The organism is Inhella proteolytica (genome assembly GCF_016093275.1).
Taxonomy (GTDB): domain Bacteria; phylum Pseudomonadota; class Gammaproteobacteria; order Burkholderiales; family Burkholderiaceae_C; genus Inhella; species Inhella proteolytica.
Genome location: NZ_JAEDAK010000021.1, coordinates 1 through 12,645, shown reverse-complemented (window position 1 = coordinate 12,645; position 12,645 = coordinate 1). Strand labels below are relative to the sequence as shown.

Here is a 12,645-nt window from a genome sequence, read left to right as displayed (position 1 = left end):
ACCAGCACACACCGCGGCGAGGCCCTTGAGAAAAAGTAGCCCGTACTGGGGGCACTCCCGCGCTAGAAGCTGTCTGCATTGGCCAGACCTCGAATACCCAACTGCTAGCCTGCTCCGCTCCTGGACAGGTAGCCTGCGCTACTTACGGCAGCGAAGTAGCGGAACAATTCGGAGTGACTACCAAGCGACGAAAGATGCTGAAGCCAGTGATTCGGATAGTCCAGCCCATGCGCAGGGGTGCGCTTCTCTAGCTTCTCGCACTTAAATGCATTCCTGTAGTACCTCTCTGCCACTTCTAGCAAGGTCACAGTGCGCTGTACGTGGCGCCCAGCTTGTGAGTCGTACGACATGTAGGAATGTGGCCTGCCAGCAATACCCATCACACCCCACGCATTTGTAAGGTTCGACCCGTTCGGACGTGTGATGTCGTCGAATACCGCTGGGTGCTTGTGCCGAATCGCACACAACGTGGCCAACCAAATCAAATGGATGCGGCCATCGCGGAGCGTGCTGACACTCGCCTCAATAGCTCCAAAAACTTGCTCTTGAGAACGCAGATCGAGCCCGAACTCATCGGCCACCCAGCAAAGGGCCGAGTGCTCAGCTGAACCCCAGTCGCAATCTGTGAACCCGCCTTCAGGCAGCCCATGGCCGAGGTTTGCACTTGCGGCAGCAATCACTGGGCTGGTGGAAAACAGGAACTGCGCGAACCTCAAGGATGACGGCGTTGGCAACTCGCACTGCACGTCAAAGAACCGCTTCAGGTATCCGCCGCCGTCGAACCCCGATCCGTAAACCGCCCCGGTTGCCTTCGCAAGTTGATCGAGGTTTGTCGAAATGACGTAGCAAACACCTCTGACCCCAAATAGATGCTTGATGCCTTCAAGCAGTGCGATGGCGAAAGGTGGCCGACAGCGATCCAGCTCGTCGACAAACACGAACATCGGGAGCTTCAGATTGCCTTCCTGAGCGAGGCGGGCAAGGGTCGATTCAATCGCGATGCGGAGGCTTGAAATGACCTGTGGCAAATCACTTTGCTCGGCCAAGGCCTTCTTGAAAAACTCGTCCAATCCCTTCTCGGCCGCATCGCGCCCTTCGGCCTTTAGCTCTTCAATCCGCCCAGCGTCGACGTTCACATCGCCTGTGGTCAAGGCCTCGCTGACTTCATCAAGTGCGACGCCGCTTAGCTTCTTCACAACCCCCTTCAAGGCCACTTTTGCGGCCGGCAGGTAGGCTCGTCGAACACCAGAAACAACCTTCTCCACACCCGCCTGAATCGCGAACTTGGCTTCTGCCGTCGATTCAAGTTTGTCGACTTCCCGGTCGAGCGCGACCTTGAAGGCCGCCATGAAGGCAACAAGTGGGTCGGCAGCTACGTCGGAGGCCCAAGCATTGAAGTGCATCACCGGGTGGCGGGGAGACTGGATCGATAGGTGTTCAGCCCACCGACTCACAAAGAAGGTCTTTCCCCTGCCCCAGCCTGCATTCAGGGCCAAAGAGAACGGCCGATGCCCTTTTTCATCAGGCGGGCATGACTTCGCCACAAGGTATCCCGTCAGGAAATCTGCGAAGTCCTGACGTTGAAACAAGTCGCCGGCCCACACCTTTGAATCAGGTGAAGAAGCCTCTTGAATGGGCTGCTGCATGTTCAATCACCGGCAAATCTTTGTTGACTGCTGCAGTGCTCTGAGGACAGTGTCGAACAGCACGCGTTCAGCTCAGCCATTGAATGACCGCATCCCCCCGCGCCGCCGCGTCACGATAGAACTCAACCAACTGCTGGTAGTTCTCCAGCAGGTAGTCCAACGCCTCGGCTCCGTCGCGCACCCAGATGACGTCGGGATAAATCTCCAGCTTTGCCATATCGGCAGGCTGGTAGCGACTCGCCAGCTTGTCGGCCGGCAATCCGGCCAGTGCGGCAGCCACGCTGGCCACCTGCGTAGCCGTGAGCGCGCGAGCTGGGCCATAGCCCACATCAGGACCGAACTCCTCGCCTCCCAGCACGGCCAAACACAGAGGCGCGTCGCCCCCCCAGGCGGTGCCGGTCAGTAGGTAGTGCAGGCCGTGCCATGCCTTATCCACATCGATGCTGTGCTCGGGTTCCCCATCGCCGTCATCTGGATACAGGAAGTCTTCAATCGATCGCTCACCAGATTGCAGCTGCGCCAATTGCGCGGCTGGCAGGGCAGCAAAACAACCCACCATTCCCATCGTTCTCTCCCGTAGTTCTGGATTTGACGTTGCAGCCCAATTGGCCGAACCGCCGCTGACGTGTTGTACCGCAGGCTCAGAGTCAGAAGGCGCTTCGAACTGCCGCTCTGGAAAGTCCTACGCTGTCCAGTTCTCGCTCCGCGGCGACGCCGCCGTTCTGCGCAGAATGCCCAAACCCCTTCGCAAGACCGCCCCCATGTGCCGCAACATCCGCACCCTCTTCAACTTCGAGCCCCCGGCCACCGAGCTGGAGATCCGCGACGCGGCGCTGCAGTTCGTGCGCAAGCTCAGCGGCTTCAACGTGCCCAGCAAGGCCAATGAGGCTGCGTTCGAGCGCGCGGTGGAGCAGGTGGCGGCAAGCACGCGGGAGTTGATTGCGGCCCTGCACACCACGGCCACGCCGAAGAACCGCGAGGAAGAGGCCGCCAAGGCGCGGGAGCGCTCGGCGGCGCGCTTCGGATCACCGCGCGGAGGGGAACGGCAATGAGCGCGCCGCCCCGGCTCAGGCCGGCGCGTCCCGCAGCCGCCGCAGCGGCGTGAACAGCAGCCCCAGTGCCACCAGCCCGAGCAGGGCCAGGCCGCTGAAGGTGAACAGCACCTGCGGCCCCCACAGCGCCAGGCCGGCCCCCGCGGCGGCGGCGGCCAGCGGCGCGACGCCCATGAACAGGAACATGAACAGGCCCATGGCGCGGCCCAGCATGGCCGGCGGCACGCGCTGCTGCATCCAGGTGTAGACGGCCACCTGCACGAAGCCGGCCATGGCCCCCAGCGGCGCCAGCAGCAATACGCCCTGCCAGGCCGCGTGGATATGGCCGAAGGGCAGGAACACACAGCCAGCGATGGCGTCAATCAGCAGCACGGTGGCCCCCAGATTGCCGAGGCCGAACCGGCGCCGCAGGCCCGAGAGCGCCATGCCCACCAGCACGCCGCCGCCATGCCCGGCCAGCAGCAGGCCCAGGGCCGCGGCGCCGCCCGGTAGCTGCTGCTGCGCCAGCACCGGCAGCGCCACCTGGATGGGCCCGCCGACGAAGAAGCCGATGGCGGCGAAGTAGAGGCAGAGGGTGCGCAGCTCGACGTCCTGCCAGCAGTGGCGCAGGGCCTCGGCAATGGCCGCCCCCACCGGGGCGTGGGCCGGCGCGGGGCGTTGCAGCAGGCGCACCTGCTTCAGGGTCCAGCTGGAGACCAGAAAGCTCAGTGCATCGAAGCCGAAGGCCAGGCCCAGGCCGCGCGCGTCCTGCAGGCCGCGGGCGCCGGGCTCGGCCAGCAGCGCAATCAGCCCGCCGGCCAGCAGCGGGCCGATGAGCACACTGAACTGGCGCAGCGCCATGAAGCTGCAATTGGCGGCGCGCAGCAGCGGCGCCGGCAGGCTCAGCGGCAGGATGGAGCTGCCTGCGGGGTAGCTGAAGGCGGTGGTGAGGCCGATGGCCAGCGCCAGCGCGTAGACCACCCCCAGCTGCAGCGCCCCGCTGAGCACCAGCACCGCCAGCAGGCCCACCCACAGGGCATTGAGCAGCTTGGTGAGCAGCAGCACGTGCTGCGGCGAATGGCGGTCCACCAGCGCGCCGCCCACCAGGATGAAGGCGGCGCGCGGCAGGCCCATCACGGCCAGCACCAGGCCCAGGGTGACGGGGTCGCCGGTCAGCCGCAGCACCAGCCAGGGCAAGGCGATCAGCGTGAACTGGTCGCCCAGCATGGAGAGCAGGCCGCCGCCGAGCAGCCAGCGGAAGTTGCGGTTCGCAAGCAGACGTGGCGGGGCCTCCGGCGCGGGGCCGGATAACAGGACTTCGGGGTTCATGGCGTCGGTTTCTCTTGGGGAAGGGACTGCCGGAGGTAGGCAATCAGCTGCGGGGTCACGCCGGTCTTGCGCTGCAGGTCGCCGTCCTGGGCGTACATGGCCTGGACCTTGGCTCGGAATTGCGGCTGGTCGCCGATGAAGAGCTGGGCCAGTTCGCGCCAGCGCCTGGCGATGCCGGCCACCTCGGGGTCGCTGGGCGGCGTGCCGCCGTCCAGCAGCGCCTGCGCGCGGCGGATCAGCGCCGGCCATTCGGCCTCCAGCGCCTCGATCTTCTGCTCGCCCAACTGGGCCCGGCGGCGCGCCAGCACGGTCAGCTCCGCCGGGCTGAAGTGCTGCTCCATCAGGCGCATCAGGCTCATGGCGCTGAGCAGGTGCTCGCTCAGGCCCTCCTCGCCTTCATGCGCCTGCTTGGCCACATGGCGCAGCGCGCGCAGCAGGCGCTGGCGGCGCTCGATCTCGCCCTCCACCTGCGCGATCTGGCGCTCCAGCAGCTCGCGCAGCGGCGGGCTGTCGGTCTGCAGCAGGGCGGCGATGTCCTTCAGCGCCAGGCCGGACTGTCGGTAGGCCAGCACGCGGTGCAGGCGGCGCACGTCGGCCGCGCTGTAGAGGCGGTAGCCGGCCTCGCTGCGCCCCGAGGGCACGAGCAGGCCGAGCTGTTCATAGTGGTGCAGGGTGCGGACGGTCAGTCCGGCCTTCTTGGCGAGTTCGCCGACGGTGTAGTCCATGAGCGGGGCGGTGAGCGAGCCCGGATCATGGAGCCTCACGCTGCGTGAGGGTCAAGCGCTTTCAGCCAGATTCAGCCGCGTTCGATGCGCAGATGCGTGGCGCGCTCGCCGGGCACCACCTCGGTCATTCGATAGCCCAGCGCCGGCAGGTCCAGCCCGGCCCACAGCGGCTCGCCCTGCCCCACCAGCACGGGGGACTGGGCGATGTGCAGGCGGTCGATCGAACCCGCCTGCAGGGCCTGGCGCAAGGTGGCCGCACCGCCGCCGATGCGCACGTCGCGCCCCGCGGCGGCGGCACGGGCCTGCTGCAGCGCGGCCTCGAAGCCAGCGGTGACGAAGTGGAAGACGGTGCCGCCCTGCATCTCCAGGCTGGGCCGCGCGTGGTGGGTCAGCACGAACACCGGCACGCCATAGGGCGGGCTGTCGCCCCACCAGCCGCGCCAGCTTTCATCCGGCCAGGGTCCGCGCAGCGGGCCGAACATATTGCGGCCGAGGATCCAGGCACCCAGGTTCTCGAAGCCACGCGCGGCGAAGCCGTCGTCCACGCCGGTTTCGCCGCCTGCCAGTCCCAGCACCCGGGTGCGAAAGGCGCGCGTGGGGAACACCCATTCATGCAGCTGCGTGCCCCCGCGGCCGAGCGGGTGCTCCAGGCTTTGCGCCGGGCCCGCACCGAAGCCATCGGCGGAAATGGAATAGCAGTCGACGCGGATCTGTGTCATGGCGAAAGTCCGGTTTCAGCAGGGGTGGGCAGGCGTTCCAGCCGGCCCTTGCGGCGCACCAGGTTCTGGTAGTCCCACTGGATGCGCGCGGCCTTGTCCAGCCAGCGCCGCAAGGCCTCGGGGTCCACCTCGCCCCAGGTGTTGAAGAACACCGAGGCATCCTTGAACTTGGCGCCCAGAACGTTCAGCGCCGGCTCGTCGAAACCGGCGCCGCTCCAGAACATCAGGCGGATGCCGGGCTTCTGCAGGCTGTAGCCGACGATGGGGTTGCCGGCCAGGAACCAGACCGGATGGGCATGCCAGACCTTGCTCTCGGCGCCGTGCAGCTGCGCATCGATGGCCTGGGCCAGGCCTTCGCAGAGGGCGCGCTGGCCTTCGGGAAGCTGGGCGTGGTACTGGGCGATGTCGGGGTGCATGGCGGGGCTCCGGTTCGGGTACGACGAAGCAGGCCCGCCGGTTTCGACACACTCAGGTGAAACAGGGGCCGAGGGCGCGCACTTCCACGGTGGCCCAAGCGGCGGCCGGGCATTCGGCGGCGATCTGCAGCGCCTGCTCGCGGCTGACGTTCTGCAGCAGGAAGATGCCGCCCACCAGTTCCTTGGCCTCGATGAAGGGGCCGTCCAGCACCTCCACACCGCCAGCGCTGCGGCGCACCCGCGTCTGCTCGGTGCTGAGCGCCTGGGTCATGACGAGCTGGCCGCGCGCCTTCAGTTGTTCGGCAAAGGCCAGCATGGCCGCATAGGCGGCCTGGCCGCCCTCCAGGCCGCGTTCGGCGCGCTGGCCATGTGCTTCGAGGATGACGAGGGCGTAGCTCATGGGCGGCCGGGTTCGGGTTGCACGCGGATCAGATCGAGCGGAAAGCGCCGCCCCGCTTCGTAGTCATCGAGCCCGCGCAGCATCAGCGGCGAGCGCAGCTCGTGCGGGCGCGCGCGGATCTCGGCGGCGCTGAGCAGCAGGGTTTCGATGATGGGCTCATCGAGCTGCTCGCGTTCCACCGCGCCCACGGTGCCGACGAAGGCGATGCGCAGGAAGCGCACCGGTTCGCCGTCGGTGAAGCGGGTGTCGCTCAGGTAGAAGCCCAGGATGGCTTCGGGCCGGAAGGGCCGACCGGTCTCTTCGAGCACCTCGCGGCAGACCGCCTGCAGCGGGTCTTCATCGGCTTCCAGATGGCCGGCGGCGTTGTTGATGCGGATGCCGTCGCGCGAGGTCAGCTCGCGCACCCAGAGCAGCTTGCCCTCGTGTTCGATGTAGGCGGCGACAGTGACATTGGGCTTCCAGCGTGCGGACATATCAAGTTCTGAAGACGGCGACGGAGGCGGCGACCCGAGTGGCCTGCTCGCTGAGGCTTTCGGCCGCAGCGGCCGACTGCTCGACCAGCGCGGCATTCTGCTGCGTCACCTGATCGAGCTGCGTCACCGCCTCGTTCACATGGCCGATGCCCGAGCTTTGCTCCTGCGTGGCGGCGCTGATTTCGCCAATGATGTCGGTGACGCGCTGCACGCTGTCGACGATCTCCTGCATGGTGGCGCCGGCCTCGCCGACGAGCTTGCTGCCGGCCTCCACGCGCTCGACGCTGTTGCCGATCAGGGTCTTGATCTCCTTGGCGGCCTCGGCGCTGCGCTGGGCCAGCAGGCGGACTTCGCCGGCGACCACCGCGAAGCCGCGGCCCTGCTCGCCGGCGCGCGCGGCCTCCACGGCGGCGTTCAGCGCCAGGATGTTGGTCTGGAAGGCGATGCCGTCGATGGTGCCGATGATGTCGGCAATGCGGCGTGAGCTGTCGTTGATGGCGCCCATGGTCTCGACCACCTGGTGCACCACCGCGCCGCCGCGGCGCGCCACCTGGGCGGCGCTGCCGGCCAGCTGGTTGGCCTGGGCGGCGGAATCGGCCGCGTGGCGGGCGGTGGTGGTGATCTGTTCGAGCGAGCTGGCGGTCTGCTGCAGATTGCTGGCGGCCTGCTCGGTGCGCTGGGAAAGGTCCTGGCTGCCGCTGGCGATCTCGTGCGAGGCGGTGTTGATGCCCTCGGTGCCGGAGCGGATCTCGCCCACCAGGCTGCGCAGGCGCTGCTGCATCTGTTCCAGGCTGCGCAGCATCTCGGCCAGTTCGTCGGCGCCTTCGGCCACCACGTCCACGGTGAGATCGCCGTTGGCGATCGCCTCGGTGCGGCGTCGCGCAGCCTGCAGCGGGCCGGTGACGGAGCGGGTGATGAGCCAGCCCGCACCGAAAGCCACGGCCAGGCAGACCACCAGCATCAGCACCAGCACGGTCTGGGCAAAGGCCTTGTCGGCGGCGGCGCGTGCGGTGGCCGCCTGGGCCAGCTCGCGCTGGAAGCCGACGAAGTTCTCCAGCGCCTTCACATAGGCCTGCACGGCGGGCAGCATGTCGGTGTCGACCTTCTGCTGCCCACCCTCCAGGTCGCCGCCCTTGAGCTGGTCGAAGATCTGGTTGCGCTTGGCGATGTAGTCCTTGCGGCGCTCGGCGATCTCGCCCATCAGGGCCTTGCCGCGCTCGCTGCTCACCGCGGCTTCGATGCGCTTCTGGATCTCGCTGATGGTGGCCGTGGTGGCCTTGACCAGCGGATCGAAGTGCTTGACCACCGCCTCGTGGTAGCCCGATTTGGCGATCGCCAGCGCGCGGTTGGCGTTCAGCTCGGTGTTCTTCATCCAGGCCTCGGCCAGGGCGGCCCGGCGCTCCAGCTCCAGCACCTCGACCTTGGCGGCCTCCATGCGGTTCAGGCGCTGGATCGCCACCCCGAGGCTGAGCGCCAGCAGCAGCGCCATCAAACCAAAGCCCAGGCCCAGACGCTGGCCCACGCGCATGCGGTTCAGGTTCATTTTGGTCTCCCCTGCGGCGGCGAGCCGCCGCGCCAGCCTAGCGCTCCGCACCCAGCCGCGCCAGAGGGCGGGCCCCTGGCACGCCGACGCGACAGCAGGCTGGAATCCCCACGAAGACTCGTCAAACGGCGCGTGTAAGCTGCGGCGCCCCTTGCGAGGAGAAGCGCATGCTGATTGGAGTCCCGCGTGAAAGCGCGGCGGGAGAGACCCGGGTGGCTGTGACCCCGGAAACCGCCAAGAAGTACAAGGCCCAAGGTCATACGGTGCGGGTGGAGCGCGGCGCCGGCCTGGCCGCCGCCTGCACCGATGCCGCCTACGAGGCCGTGGGCTGCGAGCTCACCGATGCCGCTGGCGCTTTTGCGGCCGAGCTGGTGCTGAAGGTGCAGCGCCCGAACGCGGCTGAGCTGGCGCTGATGAAGAGCGGCAGCGTGCTGGTGGGCATGCTCAACCCCTTCGACGCCGAGGGCCTGCAGGCCATGGCCCAGGCCGGCCTGACCGCCTTCGCGCTCGAAGCCGCGCCGCGCACCACGCGCGCGCAGAGCATGGACGTGCTGAGCTCTCAGGCCAACCTGGCCGGCTACAAGGCCGTGCTGATGGCGGCCAACCATTACCCCAAGCTGTTCCCGATGCTCATGACGGCGGCCGGCACCATCAAGGCCGCACGCGTCGTCATCCTGGGCGTGGGCGTGGCCGGCCTGCAGGCCATCGCCACCGCCAAGCGCCTGGGCGCGGTGATCGAGGCTTCGGACGTGCGTCCTTCGGTGAAGGAGCAGGTCGAATCACTCGGCGCCAAGTTCATCGAGGTGCCCTACGAGACGGCGGAAGAGAAGGAAGCCGCCGAGGGTGTGGGCGGCTACGCCAAGCCCATGCCGCCGAGCTGGCTGGCGCGCCAGGCGGTGGAGGTGGCCAAGCGCGTGGCCGCGGCCGATGTGGTGATCAGCACCGCGCTGATCCCCGGCCGCCCGGCACCCACGCTGGTGAGCGAGGAGATGGTCAAGAGCATGAAGCCTGGCTCGGTGATCGTCGACATCGCCGCCGGCCGCGGCCCCGGTGGCGTGGGCGGCAACTGTCCGCTCACGGTCGCCAACCAGACCGTGCAGGTGCATGGCGTCACGATCATTGGCGAAACCAACATCCCCGCCACCGTGGCCGCCGACAGCTCGGCGCTCTACGCCCGCAACGTGCTGGACTTCCTCAAGCTCGTCATCGACAAGGAAGCCAAGTTCACCCTGCCCACGGACGACGACATCGTCACCGCCTGCCTGATGGCCCAGGGCGGTGAAGTGAAGCGCAAGTAAGGAGAGAGGCCATGGACGCCGTATCCCCCACCCTGATCAACCTGATCATCTTCGTGCTCGCCATCTACGTGGGCTACCACGTGGTCTGGAACGTCACGCCCGCGCTGCACACGCCGCTGATGGCGGTGACGAACGCGATCTCGGCCATCGTCATCGTCGGCGCCATGCTGGCCGCGGCGCTGACCGAGACGAACCTCGGCAAGTTCATGGGCACCCTGGCCGTGGCGCTGGCCGCGGTGAACGTGTTCGGCGGCTTTCTGGTGACGCGCCGGATGCTGGAGATGTTCAAGAAGAAGGACAAGAAGCCCGCGGCCGCGAAGGAGGGTCATTGAGATGTCGATGAACCTCGTCACCCTGCTCTACCTCGTCGCCTCGGTCTGCTTCATCCAGGCGCTCAAGGGCCTGAGCCACCCCACCACCTCGATCCGCGGCAATCTGTTCGGCATGGTCGGCATGGCCATCGCTTCGGTCACCACGGCGGCGCTGATCGGCACCCTGGCCAAGCAGCTCGGCGCGGCCAATGAATGGTTCGGCCTGAGCTATGTGCTGGTGGGTCTGCTGATTGGCGGCGGCCTGGGCGCCTACATGGCGAACAAGGTCGAGATGACCAAGATGCCCGAGCTCGTGGCCTTCATGCACAGCATGATCGGCCTGGCGGCGGTGGCCATCGCCGTGGCCGCGGTGGCCGAGCCCTATGCGCTGATCCCCGGCCTGGCCAAGGGCGCCGCCATCCCGATGGGCAACCGGCTGGAGCTCTGCCTGGGCGCAGCCATCGGTGCCATCACCTTCAGCGGTTCGGTGATCGCCTTCGGCAAGCTCAGCGGCAAGTACAAGTTCCGCCTGTTCCAGGGCGCGCCGGTGCAGTTCAGCGGCCAGCACGCGCTCAATGCCGTGCTGGGCCTGGCCATGTTGGGCCTGATCGGCTACTTCATGGCCAGCGAGAACTGGAACGCCTTCATGGCGGTGTGCGTGCTGGCCTTCGTGCTGGGCGTGCTGATCATCATCCCCATCGGCGGCGCCGACATGCCGGTGGTGGTCTCGATGCTGAACAGCTACTCCGGCTGGGCCGCAGCGGGCATCGGCTTCAGCCTGGGCAACAGCATGCTGATCATTGCCGGCTCGCTGGTGGGCAGTTCGGGCGCGATCCTGAGCTACATCATGTGCAAGGCCATGAACCGCAGCTTCTTCAGCGTCATCCTGGGTGGCTTCGGCGGCGAGACCGCCACGGCCCAGGGCGCGCAGCAGCAGCGCAATGTGAAGAGCGGCAGCGCCGACGACGCCGCCTTCATCTTGGGCAACGCCGAGACCGTCGTCATCGTGCCCGGCTACGGCCTGGCGGTGGCGCGTGCGCAGCATGCGGTCAAGGAGCTGGCCGAGAAGCTCACGCACAAGGGCATCACGGTGAAGTACGCCATCCACCCGGTGGCCGGCCGCATGCCCGGCCACATGAACGTGCTGCTGGCCGAGGCCGAGGTGCCCTACGACCAGGTGTTCGAGATGGAGGACATCAACGGCGAGTTTGGCCAGGTCGACGTGGCCATCGTGCTGGGCGCCAACGACGTCGTGAACCCCGCCGCCATGGTCAAGGGCTCGCCCATCTACGGCATGCCGATCCTGGAGGCCTACAAGGCCAAGACCATCATCGTCAACAAGCGCTCGATGGCGGCCGGCTACGCCGGCCTGGACAACGAGCTGTTCTACATGGACAAGACCATGATGGTGTTCGGCGACGCGAAGAAGGTCGTCGAAGACATGGTGAAGGCGGTGGAGTAAGCCCCCCTGCCTTGACCCCGTGAAGGGCGCCCCCGGGCGCCCTTTTTCATGGCTTGGCCGCACGCCTCAGCGCAGCAGCCCGTGCAGGTTCAGCAGGCCCAGCAGCGCCAGCGCGGCCACCGCCAGCAGGGCGCCGGTCTTCAGAGCGCGGGAGGCCATCAGGGCGGCGATGACGCTGAGGGTCAGGATGGCGGCAAGCAGATAGGAAGTCTTCATGGCGGGACGTGGAACGCCGGGCGACGGGGCGCCGAGGTGGTGGGGCGCGGATCATCCCCAAGCCCGGCCGCAGCGCCGCGGCGCCGCACGCGCCGGCTGCGCCAAACCGCACACCACGGCCGGGCTTGCGGGCCGCCCGGGCCCTGCCCCTGCGCGGGCACAGCCGCGGTGGGGTGAGCACAATGGGCCCTCGCCGCTCCGCTTCGCCCGTGCCCCTGTCGCCCGCCCTGCCCCATCGCTCTGCCTTCCTGCTGGATGACGGCAAGCTGCCGCGCTTCCTGGTGCTGTCGGCGCTGCTGCATCTGTGGCTGGTGCTGAGCATCGGCACCCAGCCCGGGCCCAACGAGACCGGGCAAGGCGGCTGGGGAGATCTGGAGGTGGTGACCCTGGGCCGTGGCGAGCCCGGCCCCGGCCAGACGACCCCGACGCCGCCCGCCCCACAGGCCGGCCCGCCGGGCGACGCCAAGACCACCCGCCACGGCGGCCGCCTGCGCGCGCCCGACCCCAGCACCCCGAACGGCCCTGGCGCGGCCCAGCTGGGCACCTGGAAGCCGCAGGAACTGCCGCCCGACCCGAGCCGCCCCGACACCGACAGCGCCGGCACCCGCGGCGATGGCGACCGCGACCTGCCCGCGCCACCCCCTGCGCCCACGGCACCCGCGCCCATCGCGGCACCGGCACCGCCCACGCCCAGCCCCCCCGAGGCCCCGGCACCGGCCCCCGTGCTGGCGCTGCCGCAGGAGGCCTTGCCCGCGCCCCGTGCCAACCGCGCCGCACCGCTGAGCGAACGGATCGCCGCGCCGGCGCCGAGCCCCAGCGCCGAGCTGCAGGCCCGCCCCGCCGCCGTGGAACTGCCCACGCCCAGCGCCGAGCCCGAAGCAGAAGCGGAAGCAGAGCCGGTGACGCCGGCACTGCGCACCCTGCAGATGCCCAGCGAGTCCGGACCCCGCCCGGCGCTCTCGGCCCGCCGCAGCGGCCCGCTCACGGTCCCCGCGGCCCGGGCCGCCAGCGCCCCCCCCGCCGCGCTGGTGGCGCCCGTGGCCAAGGGCCTGCCCGCGCTGGCCACCCTGGTGCCC

General features: G+C 68.3%; 14 protein-coding genes and 1 pseudogene. 5 read left to right on the top strand and 10 right to left on the bottom strand.

The genetic code is table 11. From position 1 onward, the window contains the following. Positions 1 to 104 precede the first annotated feature (104 nt). Complete coding sequence (locus I7X39_RS20700) at positions 105 to 1,646, bottom strand: KAP family P-loop NTPase fold protein (protein WP_198113155.1); 1,542 nt, start codon at positions 1,644 to 1,646, stop codon at positions 105 to 107. Positions 1,647 to 1,713: 67 nt separating this feature from the next. Then, positions 1,714 to 2,211 (bottom strand): YfbM family protein, encoded by a 498-nt coding sequence (locus I7X39_RS20695; RefSeq protein ID WP_198113154.1) that lies wholly within the window; start codon positions 2,209 to 2,211, stop codon positions 1,714 to 1,716. A gap of 196 nt (positions 2,212 to 2,407) precedes the next feature. Here I7X39_RS20695 and I7X39_RS20690 point away from each other — a divergent pair, with 196 nt between their 5' ends. Beyond that, positions 2,408 to 2,698, top strand: coding sequence for a DUF2277 domain-containing protein (locus I7X39_RS20690; RefSeq protein ID WP_198113153.1), 291 nt, complete (start codon positions 2,408 to 2,410; stop codon positions 2,696 to 2,698). A gap of 15 nt (positions 2,699 to 2,713) precedes the next feature. Here the strand turns inward: I7X39_RS20690 and I7X39_RS20685 are convergent, their stop codons facing one another. From I7X39_RS20685 to I7X39_RS20655, 7 genes are all read right to left on the bottom strand, one after another. After that, positions 2,714 to 4,006 (bottom strand): MFS transporter, encoded by a 1,293-nt coding sequence (locus I7X39_RS20685; RefSeq protein WP_198113152.1) that lies wholly within the window; start codon positions 4,004 to 4,006, stop codon positions 2,714 to 2,716. Further along, entirely contained in the window at positions 4,003 to 4,731 is a 729-nt protein-coding gene (locus I7X39_RS20680) for a MerR family transcriptional regulator (RefSeq protein WP_198113151.1), read from the bottom strand. The genes I7X39_RS20685 and I7X39_RS20680 overlap by 4 nt, the downstream gene beginning before the upstream one ends. Before the next feature lie 71 nt (positions 4,732 to 4,802). Beyond that, a complete protein-coding gene (locus I7X39_RS20675) occupies positions 4,803 to 5,450 on the bottom strand; it encodes a dihydrofolate reductase family protein (protein WP_198113150.1) in 648 nt (215 codons plus the stop codon). Next, entirely contained in the window at positions 5,447 to 5,866 is a 420-nt protein-coding gene (locus tag I7X39_RS20670) for a DUF1801 domain-containing protein (protein WP_198113149.1), read from the bottom strand. The genes I7X39_RS20675 and I7X39_RS20670 overlap by 4 nt, the downstream gene beginning before the upstream one ends. A 52-nt stretch (positions 5,867 to 5,918) precedes the next feature. Further along, the gene (locus I7X39_RS20665; protein WP_198113148.1) at positions 5,919 to 6,266 is read right to left on the bottom strand and encodes a YciI family protein; all 348 of its coding nucleotides are present in this window, start codon (positions 6,264 to 6,266) and stop codon (positions 5,919 to 5,921) included. Then, entirely contained in the window at positions 6,263 to 6,739 is a 477-nt protein-coding gene (locus I7X39_RS20660) for an NUDIX domain-containing protein (RefSeq protein ID WP_198113147.1), read from the bottom strand. The genes I7X39_RS20665 and I7X39_RS20660 overlap by 4 nt, the downstream gene beginning before the upstream one ends. 1 nt (position 6,740) lies before the next feature. Continuing rightward, positions 6,741 to 8,282 (bottom strand): methyl-accepting chemotaxis protein, encoded by a 1,542-nt coding sequence (locus I7X39_RS20655; RefSeq protein ID WP_198113145.1) that lies wholly within the window; start codon positions 8,280 to 8,282, stop codon positions 6,741 to 6,743. Between the two features lie 167 nt (positions 8,283 to 8,449). Here I7X39_RS20655 and I7X39_RS20650 point away from each other — a divergent pair, with 167 nt between their 5' ends. Genes I7X39_RS20650 through I7X39_RS20640 form a run of 3 tightly spaced genes read left to right on the top strand, consistent with a single transcriptional unit; the run spans position 8,450 to position 11,353 of the window. Then, positions 8,450 to 9,580 carry a Re/Si-specific NAD(P)(+) transhydrogenase subunit alpha gene (locus tag I7X39_RS20650; RefSeq protein WP_198113143.1) on the top strand — a complete coding sequence of 377 codons (1,131 nt, stop codon included), beginning with the start codon at positions 8,450 to 8,452 and terminating at the stop codon, positions 9,578 to 9,580. Positions 9,581 to 9,591: 11 nt separating this feature from the next. Next, complete coding sequence (locus tag I7X39_RS20645; RefSeq protein ID WP_198113141.1) at positions 9,592 to 9,912, top strand: NAD(P) transhydrogenase subunit alpha part 2; 321 nt, start codon at positions 9,592 to 9,594, stop codon at positions 9,910 to 9,912. Position 9,913: 1 nt separating this feature from the next. After that, positions 9,914 to 11,353 carry an NAD(P)(+) transhydrogenase (Re/Si-specific) subunit beta gene (locus I7X39_RS20640; protein ID WP_198113140.1) on the top strand — a complete coding sequence of 480 codons (1,440 nt, stop codon included), beginning with the start codon at positions 9,914 to 9,916 and terminating at the stop codon, positions 11,351 to 11,353. Positions 11,354 to 11,419: 66 nt separating this feature from the next. Here I7X39_RS20640 and I7X39_RS20635 read toward each other — a convergent pair whose 3' ends face one another. Beyond that, positions 11,420 to 11,569 carry a hypothetical protein gene (locus I7X39_RS20635; protein WP_198113138.1) on the bottom strand — a complete coding sequence of 50 codons (150 nt, stop codon included), beginning with the start codon at positions 11,567 to 11,569 and terminating at the stop codon, positions 11,420 to 11,422. A gap of 209 nt (positions 11,570 to 11,778) precedes the next feature. Between I7X39_RS20635 and I7X39_RS20630 the strand changes: the two are divergent. Beyond that, positions 11,779 to 12,645: pseudogene (locus I7X39_RS20630) on the top strand (hypothetical protein); the annotation flags it as partial.